At 61.7% G+C, this 20,013-nt stretch carries 14 protein-coding genes; 5 read left to right on the top strand and 9 right to left on the bottom strand.

All coding sequences use genetic code 11. The features are described 5' to 3' along the window. Window positions 1–3 precede the first annotated feature (3 nt). Complete coding sequence (purL, locus tag N8H74_RS14000) at window positions 4–3,900, bottom strand: phosphoribosylformylglycinamidine synthase (RefSeq protein WP_262148244.1); 3,897 nt, start codon at window positions 3,898–3,900, stop codon at window positions 4–6. A gap of 285 nt (window positions 3,901–4,185) precedes the next feature. On the opposite strand from purL, the gene mltF reads away from it, so the two are divergent. Next, window positions 4,186–5,646 (top strand): membrane-bound lytic murein transglycosylase MltF, encoded by a 1,461-nt coding sequence (gene mltF, locus N8H74_RS13995; protein ID WP_217832336.1) that lies wholly within the window; start codon window positions 4,186–4,188, stop codon window positions 5,644–5,646. A 128-nt stretch (window positions 5,647–5,774) separates the two neighbouring features. Here mltF and pdxJ read toward each other — a convergent pair whose 3' ends face one another. The 8 genes from pdxJ to lptF all read right to left on the bottom strand — a co-directional run bounded on the left by pdxJ (window position 5,775) and on the right by lptF (window position 14,205). Beyond that, a complete protein-coding gene (gene pdxJ / locus N8H74_RS13990) occupies window positions 5,775–6,518 on the bottom strand; it encodes a pyridoxine 5'-phosphate synthase (RefSeq protein ID WP_217832335.1) in 744 nt (247 codons plus the stop codon). A 46-nt stretch (window positions 6,519–6,564) separates the two neighbouring features. Further along, on the bottom strand, window positions 6,565–7,254 hold the full coding sequence (gene recO, locus N8H74_RS13985; RefSeq protein ID WP_262148242.1) for a DNA repair protein RecO: 690 nt from the start codon (window positions 7,252–7,254) through the stop codon (window positions 6,565–6,567). A 173-nt stretch (window positions 7,255–7,427) separates the two neighbouring features. Beyond that, the gene (era, locus tag N8H74_RS13980) at window positions 7,428–8,330 is read right to left on the bottom strand and encodes a GTPase Era (RefSeq protein WP_217832333.1); all 903 of its coding nucleotides are present in this window, start codon (window positions 8,328–8,330) and stop codon (window positions 7,428–7,430) included. Then, the gene (gene rnc, locus N8H74_RS13975) at window positions 8,323–9,012 is read right to left on the bottom strand and encodes a ribonuclease III (RefSeq protein WP_217832332.1); all 690 of its coding nucleotides are present in this window, start codon (window positions 9,010–9,012) and stop codon (window positions 8,323–8,325) included. Before rnc ends, era begins: the two co-directional genes overlap by 8 nt. A gap of 184 nt (window positions 9,013–9,196) precedes the next feature. Continuing rightward, on the bottom strand, window positions 9,197–10,051 hold the full coding sequence (lepB, locus tag N8H74_RS13970; RefSeq protein WP_217832331.1) for a signal peptidase I: 855 nt from the start codon (window positions 10,049–10,051) through the stop codon (window positions 9,197–9,199). A 9-nt stretch (window positions 10,052–10,060) separates the two neighbouring features. Continuing rightward, window positions 10,061–11,857: a translation elongation factor 4 gene (lepA, locus tag N8H74_RS13965; protein ID WP_262148240.1), complete on the bottom strand. Its 1,797-nt coding sequence runs from the start codon at window positions 11,855–11,857 to the stop codon at window positions 10,061–10,063. A 172-nt stretch (window positions 11,858–12,029) separates the two neighbouring features. After that, window positions 12,030–13,091: an LPS export ABC transporter permease LptG gene (lptG, locus tag N8H74_RS13960; protein ID WP_217832329.1), complete on the bottom strand. Its 1,062-nt coding sequence runs from the start codon at window positions 13,089–13,091 to the stop codon at window positions 12,030–12,032. Then, a complete protein-coding gene (gene lptF, locus N8H74_RS13955; RefSeq protein ID WP_217832328.1) occupies window positions 13,084–14,205 on the bottom strand; it encodes an LPS export ABC transporter permease LptF in 1,122 nt (373 codons plus the stop codon). Before lptF ends, lptG begins: the two co-directional genes overlap by 8 nt. Before the next feature lie 308 nt (window positions 14,206–14,513). Between lptF and N8H74_RS13950 the strand changes: the two genes are divergently transcribed. The 4 genes from N8H74_RS13950 (at window position 14,514) to N8H74_RS13935 (ending at window position 19,908) form a co-directional block, all read left to right on the top strand. Further along, window positions 14,514–16,004 (top strand): leucyl aminopeptidase, encoded by a 1,491-nt coding sequence (locus N8H74_RS13950; RefSeq protein ID WP_262148237.1) that lies wholly within the window; start codon window positions 14,514–14,516, stop codon window positions 16,002–16,004. 60 nt (window positions 16,005–16,064) lie between these two features. After that, entirely contained in the window at window positions 16,065–16,493 is a 429-nt protein-coding gene (locus N8H74_RS13945; RefSeq protein WP_217832326.1) for a DNA polymerase III subunit chi, read from the top strand. Window positions 16,494–16,501: 8 nt separating this feature from the next. Continuing rightward, complete coding sequence (locus tag N8H74_RS13940; protein ID WP_217832325.1) at window positions 16,502–16,903, top strand: DNA polymerase III subunit chi; 402 nt, start codon at window positions 16,502–16,504, stop codon at window positions 16,901–16,903. A gap of 158 nt (window positions 16,904–17,061) precedes the next feature. Next, window positions 17,062–19,908: a valine--tRNA ligase gene (locus N8H74_RS13935; protein WP_262148233.1), complete on the top strand. Its 2,847-nt coding sequence runs from the start codon at window positions 17,062–17,064 to the stop codon at window positions 19,906–19,908. Window positions 19,909–20,013 lie beyond the last annotated feature (105 nt).

Here is a 20,013-nt window from a genome sequence, read left to right as displayed (position 1 = left end):
CGCTTAGTTCACCCACACACGAGCGTTACGGAACATGCGCATCCAAGGAGCGTCTTCGTTCCAGTCCTCCGAACGCCACGAGTTCTGCACGGCACGGAATACACGCTCCGGGTGCGGCATCATGATCGTTACGCGACCGTCACGGCTGGTGAGGCCGGTGATCCCGCGCGGCGAGCCGTTCGGGTTGGCCGGGTAGGCTTCGGTGACCTTGCCATGGTTGTCGACGAAACGCATCGCCACGCAACCGGACAGATCGGCTTCGAGCAGTGCCTCTTCGCTTTCGAATTCGGCATGGCCTTCACCGTGGGCGATGGCGATCGGCATGCGCGAACCGGCCATGCCCTGCAGGAAGATCGAGTTCGACTCCTGGATCTGCACCATTGCCACGCGCGCTTCGAACTGCTCGGAGCGGTTGCGCACGAAGTGCGGCCAGAATTCGCTGCCCGGAATCAGCTCGTGCAGGTTGGACATCATCTGGCAACCGTTGCACACGCCGAGGGTGAAGCTGTCGTTACGTTCGAAGAAGCCTTGGAACGCATCGCGGGCACGGCTGTTGAACAGTGCGGACTTGGCCCAGCCTTCACCGGCGCCGAGTACGTCGCCGTAGGAGAAACCACCGCAGGCCACCAGGCCCTTGAACTCGTTCAGGTCGACGCGGCCGGCCAGAATGTCGCTCATGTGGACGTCGATCGCGTTGAAACCGGCGCGGTCGAACGCCGCCGCCATTTCCACCTGACCGTTGACGCCCTGCTCACGCAACACGGCTACCTGTGGACGGATACCTTTCTTGATGTAAGGCGCGGCGATGTCCTGGTTGACGTCGTAGCTCAGCTTGACGCTCAGGCCCGGGTTGTCTTCTTCCAGCAGGGCGTCGAACTCTTGCTCGGCGCAGTCGGCGTTGTCACGCAGACGCTGGATCTGGTAGCTGGTCTCGGCCCACTGGCGTTGCAGCAGACGACGCTGGCCATCGAACACGGTTTCGCCGTTGAAGGTGATGATGATCTGGCCGTTGTTGATCGGCTGGCCGATCACCGACACGCAGTCACCCAGACCGGCAGCGCTGAACTGCGCGAGGATGTCCGGGGTGGCGTCCTGGCGAACCTGGATCACCGCACCCAGCTCTTCGTTGAACAGGATCGCGGCGAGTTCAGCGGAGCTTTCGGCGACGCTGTCCAGGTTCAGGCTCAGACCGCAGTGGCCGGCGAAGGCCATTTCCACCACGGAGGTCAGCAGACCACCGTCGGAACGGTCGTGGTAAGCCAGCAGGTGACCGTCGGCATTGAGGCCCTGGATCACCGCGAAGAAGGCTTTCAGGTCTTCGGCGTCGTCGACGTCCGGCGCCTGGCTGCCGAGCTTGCCGTGAACCTGAGCGAGGATCGAGGCGCCCATGCGGTTCTGGCCGCGACCGAGGTCGATCAGGATCAGGTCGGTGGTGCCTTTGTCCATGCGCAGTTCCGGGGTCAGGGTCTGACGGATGTCAGCCACTGGCGCGAAACCGGTCACGATCAGGGACATCGGCGAGGTGACGGTCTTGTCTTCGCCCTTGTCGTTCCAGCGGGTGGCCATGGACATCGAGTCCTTGCCCACCGGAATGGTCAGGCCCAGCTCAGGGCACAGCTCCATGCCGACCGCTTTCACGGTGTCGTACAGACGCGCGTCTTCGCCCGGGTGACCGGCGGCCGACATCCAGTTCGCCGACAGTTTGATGTCGGAGAGCTTGTTGATGCGCGAGGCAGCGATGTTGGTCAGGGTCTCGCCGATGGCCATGCGGCCCGACGCCGGAGCGTCCAGCAGTGCCAGCGGCGTGCGTTCGCCCATGGCCATGGCTTCGCCGGTGTAGACGTCGAAACTGGTGGCGGTGACGGCAACGTCGGCCACCGGAACCTGCCAAGGGCCGACCATCTGGTCACGGGCCACGAGGCCGGTAATGGTGCGGTCGCCGATGGTGATCAGGAAGCTCTTGCTGGCGACGGCCGGGTGATGCAGAACACGCTCGATGCTTTCGCCGATGTCGAGAGTGCTCGGGTCGAAGTCGTCGCCCAGCTCGGCTTCGCGGACCACCGAACGGTGCATGCGCGGCGCCTTGCCCAGCAACACTTCCAGCGGCATGTCCACCGGGTTGTTGCCGAAATGGCTGTCGGTGACGGTCAGTTGCGGCTCGGCAGTGGCTTCACCGACCACGGCAAACGGGCAACGCTCACGTTCGCAGATCGCCTTGAAGCGCTCGAAGTCGGCAGGGCCGACGGCCAGCACGTAACGTTCCTGGGATTCGTTGCTCCAGATTTCGTGCGGGGCCATGCCCGGCTCGTCGTTTGGAATGTTGCGCAGTTCGAAACGGCCACCACGGTCGCCGTCGTTGACCAGTTCCGGGAAGGCGTTGGACAGACCGCCCGCGCCGACGTCGTGGATGAAGCTGATCGGGTTCTTGTCGCCGAGCTGCCAGCAACGGTCGATGACTTCCTGGCAACGACGCTCCATCTCAGGGTTTTCACGCTGCACGGAAGCGAAGTCCAGGTCCGCCGAGCTGGTGCCGGTGGCCATGGACGAGGCTGCGCCGCCACCGAGGCCGATCAGCATCGCCGGGCCGCCCAGCACGATCAGCTTGGAGCCGACGACGATCTCGCCTTTCTTGACGTGCTCTTCACGGATGTTACCCATGCCGCCAGCCAGCATGATCGGCTTGTGGTAGCCGCGAACTTCGTCACCGTGCGCGGTGGTGATCGATTGTTCGAAGGTACGGAAGTAGCCGGTCAGGGCCGGACGACCGAATTCGTTGTTGAACGCGGCGCCGCCCAACGGGCCTTCGATCATGATGTCGAGGGCGTTGACGATGCGCTCAGGCTTGCCGTACGGCACTTCCCATGGCTGTTCGAAGCCCGGGATCTGCAGGTTGGACACGGTGAAACCGGTCAGGCCGGCCTTCGGCTTGGCGCCACGACCGGTTGCGCCTTCGTCGCGGATCTCGCCACCGGAACCGGTGGACGCGCCCGGGAACGGGGCGATCGCGGTCGGGTGGTTGTGGGTTTCAACCTTCATCAGAATGTGTACCGGCTCCTGCACCGCGCCGTACTGGCGGGTTTCCGGATCCGGGAAGAAACGGCCGGCGACGTTGCCGACGATCACCGAGGCGTTGTCCTTGTAAGCCGACAGAACGCCTTCGCTGTGCATCTGATAGGTGTTCTTGATCATGCCGAACAGGCTTTTTTCCTGGCTCTCGCCGTCAATATCCCAACTGGCGTTGAAAATCTTGTGGCGGCAGTGCTCGGAGTTGGCCTGGGCGAACATCATCAGTTCGATGTCGTGCGGGTTGCGCTTCAGACCGTTGAAGGCGTTGACCAGGTAGTCGATCTCGTCTTCGGCCAGGGCCAGGCCCAGCTCGGTGTTGGCCTTTTCCAGCGCGGCGCGACCGCCGCCGAGGATGTCGATCGCAGTCAGCGGCTTCGGCTCGGCGTGGCTGAACAGACCGGCAGCCTGCTCGAGGTTGCCGAGAACGATCTGGGTCATGCGGTCATGCAGCACGTCTGCAATCTGTTGCGCTTCGGTTTCGCTGAACTGGCCGGCCACGTAGAACGCGATACCGCGCTCCAGGCGCTGGATCTTGCCCAGACCGCAGTTGCGGGCGATGTCGCTGGCCTTGCTCGACCATGGCGAAATGGTGCCAAACCGTGGCAGCACCAGGAACAGACGACCGGTCGGCTCTTGAACCGGAACGCTTGGACCGTACTTCAGAAGGCGCGCGAGCACCTGCTGTTCGTCGCCGGTCAGGACGCCGGTAACTTCGGCGAAGTGAGCGAATTCAGCATACAAGCCACTGACAGCCGGAACCTTCTGGCTCAGTTGCTCAAGGAGTTTGCTGTGGCGAAAGGCAGAAAGGGCAGGAGCGCCGCGCAGGATCAACATCTTCGGGACAGCCTCGGGAAGGGGTGTGCTTTGAGGCCGTGCATTCTAGCCTAAACCGCCCTCAACATCACCCGAAACGCTACGCACGGTTGCACCCGGATGTCGGCCGTTGTTCCTGCCTCGAAGGTCAAATTCCGGGGGTGCGGGACAGCGGCTTATTTTTTCTGTCACAAATCAGCGCTAGAGCCCGTTCCTGCGGGCTCGCGAGGGGTTTTCCAGCCTCTAGCAGACAACCCTTTCACTGTCGAGATATGGCGCTCACGGTCCTTTGCGTATACTGCGCACATGTTTTCCCCAACGGCTTTGCGTCCGCGATACGCCAAATGGCTGATCGCTACCGGACTCTTCCTGATGCTCAGTGGCTGTGTTGATAAACCCAACACACTCGAGCGCGTAAAGGAGGATGGCGTGCTGCGGGTGGTCACCCGCAACAGTCCCGCCACCTACTTTCAGGATCGCAGCGGTGAAACCGGCTTCGAATACGAGCTGGTGAAGCGCTTCGCCGACGATTTGGGGGTCGAGCTGAAAATCGAGACTGCCGACAACCTCGACGATCTGTTCGACCAGATCGGCAAGCCGAACGGCCCGGTCCTCGCCGCCGCCGGTCTGGTCAGCAGCGAGCAGCGCAAGCAGCAGGTGCGCTTCTCCCACTCCTACCTCGAAGTCACCCCGCAGGTCATCTACCGCAACGGCCAGTCACGGCCGACCGATGCCGGGGATCTGGTGGGCAAGAAGATCATGGTGCTCAAGGGCAGCACCCACGCCGAGCAACTGGCAGAGCTGAAAAAGAAATTTCCCGGCATCGAATACGAAGAGTCCGACGCAGTTGAAGTGGTCGACCTGTTGCGCATGGTCGACGAAGGGCAGATCGACCTGACCCTGGTCGATTCCAACGAAGTGGCGATGAACCAGGTGTACTTCACCAACATCCGCGTCGCCTTCGACCTCGGCGACGCACGCAACCAGAGCTGGGCGGTGGCCGCTGGCGAAGACAACAGCCTGCTCAACGAGATCAACAGCTACCTGGACAAGGTGCAGAAGAACGGCACCCTGCAGCGCCTGAAGGATCGCTACTACGGTCACGTCGACGTACTCGGCTATATGGGCGCAACGACCTTCGCCCAGCACTTGCAGCAGCGCCTGCCCAAGTACGAACAGCACTTCAAGACCTACGCCAAGAAAGAGAAAGTCGACTGGCGCCTGCTGGCCGCCATCGGTTATCAGGAATCGCTGTGGCAACCGGCTGTCACCTCGAAGACCGGCGTACGCGGCCTGATGATGCTGACCCAGAACACCGCCCAGGCCATGGGCGTGTCCAACCGCCTCGATCCGAAGCAGAGCATCATGGGCGGCGCCAAGTACCTGGCCTACATGAAGGATCAGCTCGACGATTCGATTCAGGAGCCGGACCGCACATGGTTCGCCCTCGCCGCCTACAACGTCGGCAGCGGCCATCTGGATGACGCGCGCAAACTGGCGTCCCGGGAAGGTTTGAACCCCGACAAGTGGCTGGACGTGAAGAAGATGCTCCCGCGCCTGTCGCAGAAACAGTGGTACAGCAAGACCCGCTACGGTTACGCCCGTGGCGGCGAACCCGTGCATTTCGTGGCGAACATCCGTCGCTACTACGACATCCTGACCTGGGTGACCCAGCCGCAGCTTGAGGGCGACCAGGTCGCCGAGGGCAATCTGCATGTGCCGGGGATCGACAAGTCCAAGCCGGCCCAGGAAACCCCGCCGCTCTAACCTCGCCCCAAAAACAAATGTGGGAGCGGACTTGCTCGCGAAGGCTTGGTGTCAGTCGACCAATTCTCCGACTGATGCACCGCATTCGCGAGCAAACCCGCTCCCACATGAGTGTTTCGTGTTGATGATCAGGCTTTGGCGGCAGCCAGGATCAGCGCTTTCATCTCCGACACCGCCGACTTGAAGCCCACGAACAGCGCATGCGCCACCAGCGCATGGCCGATGTTCAGTTCGTTGATGCCCTTGATCGCCGCCACCGCCTCGACGTTGTGGTAGTGCAGGCCATGACCGGCGTTGACGATCAGGCCCTGGGCCAGACCAAACGCCACCCCGTCGGCCACGCGCTTGAGTTCTTCAGCCACTTCCGTCGGGGTTTCGGCATCGGCGTAGCGCCCGGTGTGCAATTCGATGGCCGGCGCGCCGACACGCTTCGATGCCGCGATCTGGCGCTCGTCAGCGTCGATGAACAGCGACACTTCGCTGCCGATTTTCGACAGACGCTCAACGGCAGCCTTGATCCGCGCCTCCTGCCCCGCCACATCCAGACCGCCTTCGGTGGTCAGCTCCTGACGGGTTTCCGGCACCAGGCAAATGTGCGCCGGACGAATGCGCTCGGCGAACGCCATCATTTCTTCGGTGACACCCATTTCGAAGTTCATGCGAGTTTGCAGCACGTCCTTAAGCAGCAACACGTCGCGCTCCTGAATGTGCCGACGGTCTTCACGCAGATGCACGGTGATACCATCGGCACCCGCCTCTTCCGCGTCCAGCGCAGCCTTGACCGGATCCGGGTAGCGCGTGCCACGGGCCTGACGCAGGGTGGCGACGTGGTCGATGTTCACGCCAAGAAGAATGCGATTGCTGGTGGTCACGGATGCGCTCCTGAATGGAAAGATTCGGCGCACAGCATACACGGGGCTACGGTTTGCGAAACAGCTCGCGACTGACAAGAGGCCGACCACCAAGATGAACAGCCAATGCCTGACGCATCAGGCGCTTGGCGGCGGACAACGCGCCGGGGGCCGACCAGTCGGCGTCGGCCATGGCCAGCAGTTCAGTGCCGTTGAACAGGCCCGGCTGCAGCAGAAAGACCCGCTCTAGCCCGGCATCCACCTGCAAGCGATAAAGGCCATCCGCCGCGACAGGTTCGCCGTGGATATCGCTGTTCAAGGCAAAGCCGTAGCCCAGATCATCGAGCAGCCGCCACTCGAAAGATCGCAGCAATGGCTCCAGCGGCCGTCCTTCAGCCAGTGCCAGCAAGGTCGCGGCATAGTGATCGAACACCGCCGGATGCGGGTCTTCGGCGGGCAGCAAACGGATCAACAGCTCGTTTAGATAGAGACCACTGAACAGCGCCTCACCATTGAGCCAGGCCGCCGTGCCAACGCCTTCCATGCGCCCGACATTCTTCAGTTCGCCGCGCCCGCGAAACTCGACCTCCAGCGGCACGAAGGGTCGCGCCAATGTCCCGGCCTTGCCCCGGGCACTGCGCAACACCGCCCGCAGCCGACCTTGCGGCGTCAGGAAGTCCACCAACGCGCTGGTCTCGCGGTAGGCGCGCGAATGCAGAACGTAGGCGAGTTGGGCAGGTGGCGGCGTTTGCGACATGACGGTCAGGGTTCTCGAAAGGAATCACGATCCTGTAAACAGCCTGAAACCAATGTGGGAGCGGGCTTGCTCGCGAGAGCGGTGTGTCATTCGACATGAACATTGAATGTTCAACCGCACTCGCGGGCAAGCCCGCTCCCACAAGAGGTTTCCGGCGTATCGGAAACCTGCCTTTACAGGTCGCCGTAACCCAGCGAACGCAAGGCACGCTCGTCGTCGGACCAGCCGCCCTTCACCTTGACCCACAGGTTGAGCATGATCTTGGAGTCGAACAGCAACTCCATGTCCTTGCGTGCCTCGGTGCCGATGCGCTTGATGCGCTCGCCCTTGTCGCCAATGATGATTTTCTTCTGACCGTCACGTTCGACGAGGATCAGCGCGTGGATGTGCAGGGTCTTGCCCTGCTGCTTGAACTCTTCGATCTCCACGGTGATCTGGTACGGCAGCTCGGCGCCCAGCTGACGCATGATCTTCTCGCGCACCAGTTCGGCGGCGAGGAAGCGGCTGCTGCGATCGGTGATCTGGTCTTCCGGGAAGAAGTGATCGTTCTCCGGCAGATGCTCGGCGATCACGCGCTCCAGCGCATCGAGGTTGTGCCCGTGCTGCGCCGAAATCGGGATGATCTGTGCGTTCGGCAACTGTTCCTGCAACCAGGTCAGGTGCGGCATCAGTTCGGCCTTGTCTTCGATGCGGTCGGTCTTGTTCAGCGCGACGATCAGCGGACCGGTCACGTACTGCACGCGCTCCAGCACCATCTGGTCCTCTTCGGTCCATTTGGTGCGATCGACCACGAAGATCACCACGTCGACGTCTTTCAACGCCGCCGAAGCGGTCTTGTTCATGTAGCGGTTGAGTGCCTTTTCGCCGCCCTTGTGCATGCCGGGGGTATCGACGTAGATCGCCTGCACATCGCCTTCGGTCTTGATCCCGAGCATGTTGTGGCGGGTGGTCTGCGGCTTGCGCGAGGTGATCGCCAGCTTCTGACCCAGGATGTGGTTCAGCAGCGTGGACTTGCCCACGTTGGGACGGCCGACGATGGCAACATAGCCACAGCGCGTTGCGTTTGTATCAGTCATTGCCATTCTCCACACCCAGGGCAATCAGTGCTGCGGCGGCCGCTACCTGTTCGGCAATGCGACGGCTTACACCCTGACCTCGGCTTTTTTCGTTCAGTAATACCACTTCGCACTCGACGAAGAAGGTTCGGCAGTGCGGCTCACCCTGGATGTCCACGACCTCGTAACGCGGCAGTTCGCAACTGCGCGATTGCAGGAATTCCTGCAGGCGGGTCTTGGGATCCTTGTTGGTGTCGACCAGTGTCAGGCCTTCGAATTCGCCGGCCAGCCAGGCCAGCACACGCTCGCGGGCCACTTCCATGCCGGCGTCGAGGTAGATCGCACCGATCAGCGCTTCGAGGGCGTCGGCCAGGATCGACTCGCGACGGAAACCGCCACTTTTCAACTCGCCGGACCCCAGGCGCAGGTAGTCGCCCAGATCAAAACCACGGGCCAGCACTGCCAGGGTCTCACCCTTCACCAGCCGGGCGCGCAAACGCGACAACTGGCCTTCGCGGGCCAGCGGGAAGCGTTCGAACAACGCTTCACCAGCGACAAAGTTGAGGATCGCGTCGCCAAGAAATTCCAGACGCTCGTTGTTGCGCCCGGCAAAACTGCGGTGCGTAAGGGCCAGGACCATCAGTTCCTGATCCTTGAAGGTGTAGCCGAGCTGACGCTCGAGACGGCTTAGAGAAACGCTCACGGTTTGACCACGCTGAGTTCGTGGCTGGTTTCCACTGCCATCGCCGGGATACGACGCAGGCCTGGGACAATTAACGCTGTGTTCAAAAATAACGTCCTGAATTTCGTTGGCTTCATGCGCACGGAGCCGATTGTGCCGGTTCCAGAAATGCATTCGGCGCTGTGGTCAACAGCGCCGTGTGTGATTACTTGATCAGGCCGACCCGCGAGAAGTTCGGCAGGTGGCTGAGTTTCGGCTCCGGCCAGCTCATCCAGACCGCGAAGGCCTTGCCGACGATATTGCGGTCGGGAACCATGCCCAGCAGGTCCTTGGGAATGTTCGGATCATCCCAGTAGCGACTGTCGTTCGAGTTGTCGCGGTTGTCGCCCATCATGAAGTAGTGCCCGGCCGGCACGGTCCAGCTATGGTCCGGGGTGGCGCGGTAACGGCTCATTTCCTTGCGGATCAGGTGCTCGGCTTCGCCGAGTTTTTCCTTGTACAGCTCCGCGCTGCCCAGGGTGCCCGGCTCGGAACCGACCAACTGCTCGGCAATCGACTCGCCATTGACGAACAGGCGCTTGTCGGCGGTGTAGCGCACCGTATCGCCCGGCAGGCCGACCACACGCTTGATGTAGTTGACGTTCGGATCGCTCGGGTAGCGGAACACCATCACATCACCGCGTTGCGGGTTACCGACTTCGATGACTTTCTTGTCGATCACCGGCAGGCGGATCCCGTAAGAAAACTTGTTCACCAGAATGAAATCGCCGACATCCAGGGTCGGTTTCATCGAGCCGGACGGAATCTGGAACGGCTCGACCAGAAACGAACGCAGCACCAGCACGATGAACAACACCGGGAAGAACGACTTGCCGTATTCGACCAGCAGCGGTTCCTTGTTCAGCTTTTCCACCACCAGCACATCAGGCTGGCTGACGCTGCCCTGATACGAAGCGATGGCGGAACGCCGACGCGGTGCCAGGATCAACAGATCGAGCAACGCCAACAGGCCGCAGACGAACACGGCGATAACCAGCAACAGCGGGAAATTTAGTGACATAGGACCTGACTATTCCAACCTGAGCACGGCGAGGAAGGCTTCTTGTGGAATTTCCACGTTGCCCACCTGTTTCATGCGTTTCTTACCGGCCTTCTGCTTTTCAAGCAGCTTTTTCTTACGGCTCACGTCGCCGCCGTAGCATTTGGCCAATACGTTCTTTCTGAGCGCCTTGACGGTTGTCCGGGCGACGATCTGACCGCCGATGGCGGCCTGGATGGCCACGTCGAACATCTGACGAGGAATCAGTTCTTTCATCTTCTCGGTCAGCTGGCGACCTTTGAAGTGAGAGTTGTCGCGGTGCACGATCAACGCCAGGGCGTCGACCTTGTCACCGTTGATCAGCACGTCCAGCTTCACCAGATTAGCCGATTGGTAACGATCGAAATGGTAGTCCAGCGAAGCATAGCCGCGACTGGTGGATTTCAGGCGGTCGAAGAAGTCGAGAACCACTTCGTTCATCGGCAAATCGTAGGTGACCTGCACCTGATTGCCGAGGAACAGCATGTCGACCTGTACGCCACGCTTCTCGATGCACAGGGTAATGACGTTGCCCAGGTGCTCCTGCGGCACCAGGATGTTGGCGCGCACGATAGGCTCGCGCATGTCTTCGATGGCCGAAACGTCCGGCAGCTTCGACGGGTTATCGACGTAAATCGTTTCACCGGTTTTCAGCACCAGCTCGAAGATTACCGTCGGCGCCGTGGTGATCAGGTCCAGGTCGTACTCGCGCTCGAGACGTTCCTGGATGATTTCCATGTGCAGCATGCCGAGGAAGCCGCAACGGAAGCCGAAGCCCAGGGCGTCGGAGCTTTCCGGGGTGTACTGCAGCGACGAGTCGTTCAGGGTCAGTTTCTGCAACGCTTCGCGGAAGTCCTCGAAGTCGTCGGAGCTGACCGGGAACAGACCGGCGTAAACCTGTGGCTGGATGCGTTTGAAGCCTGGCAGCACTTCAACGTCCGGGGTGGAGCTGAGGGTCAGGGTGTCACCGACCGGCGCACCATGAATGTCCTTGATGCTGGCAATGATGAAGCCCACTTCGCCAGCCTTCAGATCGGCGGTGTTGGTGTGCTTGGGCGTGAACACGCCGACGCTGTCGACCAGATGCACCTTGCCGGTGGATTTCACCAGGATCTTGTCGCCCTTCTTCACGCGGCCTTGACGCACGCGCACCAGGGAAACAACGCCCAGGTAGTTGTCGAACCAGGAATCGATGATCAGCGCTTGCAGTGGCGCGTCGATTTCGCCTGTCGGCGCAGGAATGGTGGCAACCAGACGCTCCAGAACCTCGTCGACACCCAGGCCGGTCTTGGCGCTGCAAGTGACGGCGTCGGTGGCGTCGATGCCGATGATCTTCTCGATCTCGTCCTTGACGCGATCAGGCTCAGCCTGTGGCAGGTCGATCTTGTTCAGCACCGGCATGACCTCAAGGCCCTGCTCGATGGCGGTGTAGCAGTTGGCTACGGACTGGGCTTCAACGCCCTGACCGGCGTCGACCACCAGCAAGGCACCTTCACAGGCCGCCAGGGAACGGCTGACTTCGTAGGTGAAGTCGACGTGGCCCGGGGTGTCAATGAAGTTCAGCTGGTAGTTGATGCCGTCTTTGGCTTTGTAATAAAGGGTGACGCTGTGGGCCTTGATGGTGATCCCGCGTTCACGTTCCAGCTCCATGGAGTCCAGTACCTGGGCTTCCATTTCACGATCGGCCAGGCCGCCGCACATCTGGATGAAGCGGTCAGCCAGCGTCGACTTGCCATGGTCAATGTGGGCGATGATGGAGAAATTGCGGATATGACTCAAATCACTCACGGATCAACACTCAAAAAGGCTGCAGGCTTGGCCCGCCGAAAAATAGCCGGGGATTGTACCTGATGCACGGCGCAAGCGTCACGTTCGCCTGTCACCCGGATTGCATGCAAAAACGCCCCGATCTGTCGACCGGGGCGTTTTCAAGGTTAAAGCCTGGGTGAAACCTTGTTCATCAACCGGCTCGACGCAGCAACCAGACCCCCGCCAGCGCACAGACACCGGCCGGCACCAGCACCGCGAACAGCGGCGAGAAGCCGAACACCAGGCTGGACGGGCCAAGCAGGTCCTGGACGATGCGGAAGGTGAAACCCACCAGTACGCCGGTGAACACGCGCTGACCGAGGGTCACCGAACGCAACGGGCCGAAGATGAAGGAAATCGCCATCAGCACCAGCGCGGCGGTCACCAGCGGCTGCAAGACCTTGACCCAGAACGCCAGCCAGTAACGGCCGTTGCTCAGCCCCTGATCGGCCAGATAGTGGATATAACCCCACAAGCCCGAGATCGACAGCGATTCCGGCGCCATCACCACGGTGCTCAGCAACTGCGGGCTCAGCGACACGTCCCAACGCTCGCTTGGCGCATTGACCACTTCGGTGCTGCGCTCATGGAACAGCGTGGTGGTGATGTCGGTGAGCTGCCAGTGGCTGCCGTCGAACTCGGCGCGCTTGGCAAAGCTGGAGCTCAGCAGGTGGCGTTCCTTGTCGAAGTGATAGCGGGTCACGCCATACAACAGACCGTTAGGCTGCACGGCGTTGATATGGATGAACTCATCGCCCTGACGGTGCCACATACCGTGCTTGGCGCTTTGCGCGTCGCCGCTGCCTTGCGCCAGCGAGCGATTGGCCTGCGCCATGCTTTCGGTGGCCGGGGCCACGTACTCGCCGATCAGCACGCCGGCCAGCATCAGCACCAGCATCGGCTTCATCACCGCCCAGACGATGCGCCCGATCGACACGCCAGCCGCTCGCATCACGGTCAGCTCGCTGCTGCTCGCCAGACTGCCGAGGCCGATCAGGCAACCGATCAGCGCCGCCATCGGCAGCATTTCGTAGAGTCGGCGCGGCGCGGTGAGCAGTACGAAGCTCAGGACATCGACCAGGGTGTAGGTATCGCTGGCATCGCCCATCTCGTCGATGAAGGCAAACAGGGTCGCCAGGCCAAGAATGATCGCCAGCACGGCGATGATCGCCATGAACACGCTGCTGCCGATGTAGCGGTCGAGTTTAACCACGGGCCACCTCCAGCGCGGCGCTGCGACGGGCCGCCAGCTTCAGGCGCAGCGGTTCCCAGTACAACAGGACAAGGCCGATGGCGAGGAAGATCGCATGCACCCACCACAGGCCGAGGGCCGGTGGAATCTTGCCCTTTTCCAGGGCGCCGCGGGCGGCAATCAGGATGGTCAGGTAAGCCATATAAAGAAGAATCGCCGGCAGCAGCTTGAGGAAACGCCCCTGGCGCGGGTTGACGCGCGACAGCGGCACCGCCATCAGGGTCACGATGAACACCAGCAATGGCAGAGAAAGGCGCCATTGCAGTTCAGTCTTGGAGCGGATGTCGTCACTGCCCAGCAGGGTCGAGGTCGGCATCGCGTCACGGTCGGTGACCTCCTCGCTGACGTCGGGCTTGGGCAGCAGCACGCCATAGGTTTCGTAATGAATGGCCCGGTAATCGGCCTGGCCCGGACTGCCATCGTAACGGTAGCCATTGGCAAGAATCAGGTAACGGTTGCCATCGGGACGGATTTCCTGACGACCCTTTTCGGCCACCAGCACCGAGATTCCGCGATCTTTCTGGTTGGCACCCAGGTTCTTCTGCGAAATGAATACGCTGCCCAGGTTGACCCGGTCGTCGCTCAGGGTTTCGGTGTAAGTCACCCGGGTCCCGTCGCGCAGCGCCTGGAAGCGACCCGGCTCAAGGGTGTCGAACTCGGTCAGGGCGTCCTGCTTGTTCAGCAGCAACTGGAACTGGTTGGCGCCTTGCGGGGCCAGGCTCAGGCTCAGCCACGCGACGACCAGAGCGACCAGAGTGGCCGGGAACAAGGTGATGCGGAACAGGCGCTGCTGGCTCATGCCGGTCGCCGACAGCACCGTCATTTCGCTTTCCAGGTACAACCGGCCATACGCCAGCAGAATCCCGAGGAACAGGCCCAGCGGCAGGATCAGTTGCATGAAGCCCGGCAGGCGGAAGCCCATGATCAGGAACAGCGATCCCGGATCGAGCTGGCCCGCAGCGGCCTGGGCAAGGTATTTGATGAAGCGACCGCTCATGATGATGACCAACAGCACGGCGCTCACGGCGCTCAGGGTCAACAGGACTTCGCGGGACAGATAACGGAAGACGATCAAACCAGACACTCCAGGGTTGTCAGGCTAAGGCGGCCAAACAAGCAAACGTATCAGCCGGCCCGCAAGGCAGAGCCGCCGAAAAAAGATGCGGCATTATCCTGTGATTGGGCCCGCCTGTCACTGCGCACACTCATGCAAGCGTGCAATCCGTTGAAGATCGTACAACCGAGGGTTGTCAGGCGCGGTGGGCGAGGTTCACACTGCCGCCTCTGTCGCAGGCGCTGGCCTGCGCTTCTTCTATCTATAAGCAGGCGATTGCGCACATCGCCGAACGCCTGCGTGTTGACCATTCATTCAGGGATCCGGACATGGAACTGGTTGTAAAAAGCGTTAGCCCAGAAACGTTGAAAACCGCCACCCTGGTGGTTGCCGTCGGCGAAGGCCGCAAACTCGGCGTTGCGGCCAGACTGGTCGACGAACTGAGCGGTGGCGCCATCAGCGCCGTACTCAAGCGTGGCGACCTGGCCGGCAAGGTCGGCCAGAGCCTGTTGCTGCACAGCCTGCCGAACCTCAAGGCCGAGCGCGTATTGCTGGTGGGTGTGGGCAAGGACGAAGAGCTGGGCGACCGCCCGTTCCGCAAGATCGTTGCCGGCATCCTCAACACCCTCAAAGGCCTGGGCGGCAGCGATGCCGTGCTGGCGCTGGATGAAATTATTGTTAAAAACCGCGACAGCTACGGCAAAACCCGTCTGCTGGCCGAATCGCTGGTCGATGGCGAATACACGTTCGATCAGTTCAAGAGTCAGAAAGCCGAACCGCGCGCCCTGAAGAAAATCACCCTGCTGACCATCAAGGCCGCCCAGGCCGAAGTGCAGCGCGCCGTGACCCACGCCACTGCGATCGCCAACGGCATGGCGTTCACCCGTAACCTGGGCAACCTGCCGCCGAACATCTGCCACCCGACCTTCCTGGGCGAACAGGCCAAGAACCTCGGCAAAGAGTTCAAGGACCTGAAAGTCGAAGTCCTCGACGAGAAGAAGATCAAAGCGCTGGGCATGGGTTCGTTCTACGCCGTCGGCCAGGGCAGCGCCCAGCCGCCGCGCCTGATCGTCATGCAATACAACGGCGGCAAGAAATCCGAGAAGCCGTACGCCCTGGTGGGTAAAGGCATCACCTTCGACACCGGCGGCATCAGCCTCAAGCCGGGCGCCGGCATGGACGAGATGAAGTACGACATGGGCGGCGCCGCCAGCGTGTTCGGCACCCTGCGTGCCGTGCTCGAGCTGAAACTGCCGATCAACCTAGTGTGCATCCTGGCCTGCGCCGAGAACATGCCAAGCGGCACTGCTTCGCGTCCGGGCGACATCGTCACCACCATGAGCGGCCAGACCGTGGAAATCCTCAACACCGACGCCGAAGGCCGTCTGGTGCTGTGCGATGCCCTGACCTACTCCGAGCGCTTCAAGCCGCAAGCGGTGATCGACATCGCCACCCTGACCGGTGCCTGCGTGGTCGCGCTGGGTGCGCACACCTCGGGCCTGCTGGGTAACAACGACGAACTGATCGGCCAACTACTGAGCGCCGGCCAGACGGCCGACGACCGCGCCTGGCAACTGCCGCTGTTCGACGAGTACCAGGAGCAACTGGACAGCCCGTTCGCCGACATCGCCAACATCGGCGGACCGAAGGCCGGCACCATCACCGCCGCGTGCTTCCTGTCGCGCTTCACCAAGAACCTCAACTGGGCGCACCTGGACATCGCCGGCACTGCCTGGACCAGCGGCGGCAAGGACAAGGGCGCCACTGGCCGTCCGGTTCCCCTGCTGACCCAGTACCTGCTGGACCGCGCCAAAGCCTGAAACCGATGACTTGCGCCGGCGTCACCTTCGGGTGGCGCCGTTTGCAGCTCAGGAACCGCAATGACCAAAGTCGACTTCTATATCCTGCCCAGCGCCGATCCTTCGGCCCGCCTGGACTTCGCCTGCAAGCTCACCGAGAAAGCCTGGCGCATGGGCCACCGCATCTACCTGCATTGCAGCGATGCCGCCCAGCGTGACGAACTCGACGCGCGCCTGTGGTCCTTCAAGGGCGAGAGTTTCGTCCCCCACGGCCCGGCCGACAGCGAACCGGACGGTTTGATCGTACTGGGATTGGGTGATGACTGCGGTCAGCATCAGGATCTTCTGGTCAACCTCGACCTGAAAGTCCCGCCCTTCGCCAGCCAGTTCGCCCGCGTGGCGGAAGTGGTGGTCGAAGACCCGGCAATCCGTCAGGCCGCCCGGGACAGTTTCCGTTTCTATCGGGAACAGGGCTATCCTCTGCAAGACCACCGTTTACAGCGACTCTGAGTACGCCGATGGACACTCCAAAACCGCTGCAAAAGCCTGTGCACCTGCTGGACGACCTGGAGTCGATCCGCCAGCTGCTCGGCGATGACAACCTGCAACCGCCCCTGCTGACCGACACGGTCGATGATGGCGAACAGGAACAGATTCCCATGCTGTTCGAAGCCGTCGACAACGAGTCGCCAAGCGTCGAACCGCAGTCCACTCCTGCTCCCGCTCCAGCACCTGCCGCGCAGCCCGCCGCCCCTGTGGATAAAGGCCCGGACGCCCTGCTGCACCTGGACAGCGAACTGCGCGCCGCCGCGCAATTGATCATGCAAGACGTGATCGACGACTTCGCCCCGCATATCGAAACCGAAATCAAGCGCCGCCTCGAGGCGCGGATGGAGCGGCTGCTCGGCCAATACGAGTAATCCCCCGATCTCCTTACGGGAACGGGCTTGCCCGCTCCCACATTGAATGTACACCGCATCTGAAGCTGCACATTGTCCTCCCCCGCTCGCCCTGCGCCCCATGCCCCGCTATACTTCCCGGCTTTTCCTGAATAAATGCCAATAGGGTCCCGCCGCGCATGGATAAGACCTACCAGCCGCACGCCATTGAAACTTCCTGGTACAACACCTGGGAGTCCGAGAACTACTTCGCCCCGCAAGGCGCGGGCGACTCCTACACCATCATGATCCCGCCGCCGAACGTCACCGGCAGCCTGCACATGGGTCACGGTTTCAACAACGCGATCATGGACGCCCTGATCCGTTTCCGCCGCATGCAGGGTCGCGACACCCTGTGGCAGCCGGGCACCGACCACGCCGGTATCGCCACTCAGATGCTGGTAGAGCGCCAGCTCGAAGCCCAGGGCCAGAATCGCCACGACCTGGGCCGGGAAAAATTCCTCGAGAAAGTCTGGGAGTGGAAAGAGCAGTCCGGCGGCAACATCAGCCGTCAGATCCGCCGCCTCGGCTCGTCCGTGGACTGGAGCCGCGAGCGCTTCACCATGGATGACGGCCTCTCGGAAGCCGTAAAAGAAGCGTTCGTGCGCCTGCACGAAGACGGCCTGATCTATCGCGGCAAGCGTCTGGTCAACTGGGACACCAAGCTGCACACGGCGATTTCCGACCTCGAAGTGGAAAACCACGACGAGAAAGGTTTCCTGTGGAACCTCAAGTACCCGCTGGCCGACGGTGCGAAAACCGCCGAAGGCAACGACTTCCTGATCGTCGCCACCACCCGTCCGGAAACCATGCTCGGCGACTCCGCCGTGGCTGTTAACCCGAACGACGAGCGCTACAAGGCCCTGATCGGCAAGTTCGTCGAGCTGCCGCTGGTCGGCCGCCGCATCCCGATCATCGCCGACGATTACTGCGATCCTGAATTCGGCACCGGCTGCGTGAAAATCACCCCGGCCCACGATTTCAACGACTACGAAGTCGGCAAGCGCCACAACCTGCCGCTGCTGAACATCTTCGACAAGAATGCCAACGTGCTGCCGGCAGCGCAGGTGTTCAACCTCGACGGCACGCTGAACGACAGCATCGACGGCCAGATCCCGGCCGAGTACGCCGGTCTCGAGCGTTTCGAAGCGCGCAAGCAGATCGTTGCCGCCTTCGACGCCGCCGGCCTGCTGGTCAGCGTCGACGACCACAACCTGAAAGTGCCGAAAGGCGACCGCTCCGGCACCGTCATCGAGCCGTGGCTGACTGACCAGTGGTACGTGTCCACCAAGCCTTTGGCCGAGCCTGCGATCGCTGCCGTTGAAGACGGCCGTATTCAGTTCGTGCCCAAGCAATACGAAAACATGTACTTCTCGTGGATGCGCGACATCCAGGACTGGTGCATCAGCCGTCAGCTGTGGTGGGGCCACCGGATTCCGGCCTGGTACGACGAGTCGGGCAAGGTCTACGTCGGTCGCGACGAAGCGGAAATCCGCGCCAAGCACAACCTCGGCGCCGACGTGACGCTGCAACAGGACAACGACGTTCTCGACACCTGGTTCAGTTCCGGTCTGTGGACGTTCTCCACCCTGGGCTGGCCGGAAAAAACCGAATTTCTGAAGAAGTTCCACTCCACCGACGTGCTGGTCACCGGTTTCGACATCATTTTCTTCTGGGTCGCCCGGATGATCATGCTGACGATGCACCTGATCAAGAACGAGGACGGCACCCCGCAGGTTCCGTTCAAGACCGTTTACGTACACGGTCTGGTGCGTGATGGTCAGGGCCAGAAAATGTCCAAGTCCAAGGGCAACGTCCTGGACCCGCTGGACATCATCGACGGCATCGAGCTGGAAACCCTGGTGCAGAAACGCACTTCCGGCCTGATGCAGCCGAAACTGGCGAAGAAGATCGAGAAAGCCACCCGCGACGAATTCGCCGACGGCATCGCCAGCTATGGCACCGACGCCCTGCGCTTCACCTTCTGCTCGCTGGCGTCCACCGGTCGCGACATCAAGTTCGACATGGGCCGCGTCGAAGGCTATCGCAACTTCTGCAACAAGATCTGGAACGCTGCGCGTTACGTTCTGGACAAGGGCGAAGACTGCGGCCAGAACGGCGAAGCCTACGAACTGTCGCTGGCCGATCGCTGGATCATCTCGCAACTGCAACGCACCGAAGCCGAAGTGACCCGGCAACTGGATCAGTTCCGTTTCGACCTGGCGGCGCAGGCGCTGTACGAGTTCATCTGGAACCAGTACTGCGACTGGTATCTGGAACTGTCCAAGCCCGTGCTGTGGGACGAAAACGCGCCGGTCGAGCGCCAGCGCGGTACCCGTCGCACCCTGGTGCGCGTACTGGAAGTGGCGCTGCGCCTGGCGCATCCGTTCATGCCGTTCATCACTGAAGAAATCTGGCAGCGCATCGCGCCGCTGGCTGGCATTCAGGGCAAGACGATCATGCTGCAAGCCTGGCCAGTGGCCAACGAAGAACGCATTGATCCGGCGGCCGAAGACGACATTGAATGGCTCAAGGGCCTGATGCTCGGCACCCGCAACATCCGTGGCGAAATGAACATCGGCCCGGGCAAACCGCTGCCGATCTATCTGAAGAACGTCAGCGCCGAAGATCAGCGTCGCCTGACCGAGAACGAAGCGCTGCTGAAGAAACTGGCACGCCTGGAATCGATCACGGTCCTGGCCGCTGGCGAAGAAGCGCCGCTGTCCGCCACCGCACTGGTCGGCGAGATGGAAGTGCTGGTGCCAATGGCCGGCCTGATCGACAAGGATGCGGAACTGGCACGTCTGGACAAGGAAATCCTGCGTCTGCAGGGTGAAGTCCAACGCGTCGGCGGCAAACTGTCCAACGCTGGTTTCGTTGACAAGGCTCCGGCCGAAGTCATCGACAAGGAACGCGCCAAACTGGCCGAGGCCGAACAGGCACTGGCCAAGCTGGCTGAGCAGCACGCGCGGATTGCCAGCCTGTAACGGCAAATCGCACGGAAAAAGGGAGGCCCGCAACGGCCTCCCTTTTTCATGCCTGTCAAATCACCCGCCCTGTTCAGATGTGGGACAATGCCCGCCACTTTCAGC

Origin of the sequence: Pseudomonas sp. B2M1-30 (genome assembly GCF_025447575.1) — a bacterium.
In the GTDB taxonomy this organism is placed as follows: Bacteria; Pseudomonadota; Gammaproteobacteria; order Pseudomonadales; family Pseudomonadaceae; genus Aquipseudomonas; species Aquipseudomonas botevensis.
This window is presented reverse-complemented; position numbering and strand designations above follow the sequence as displayed.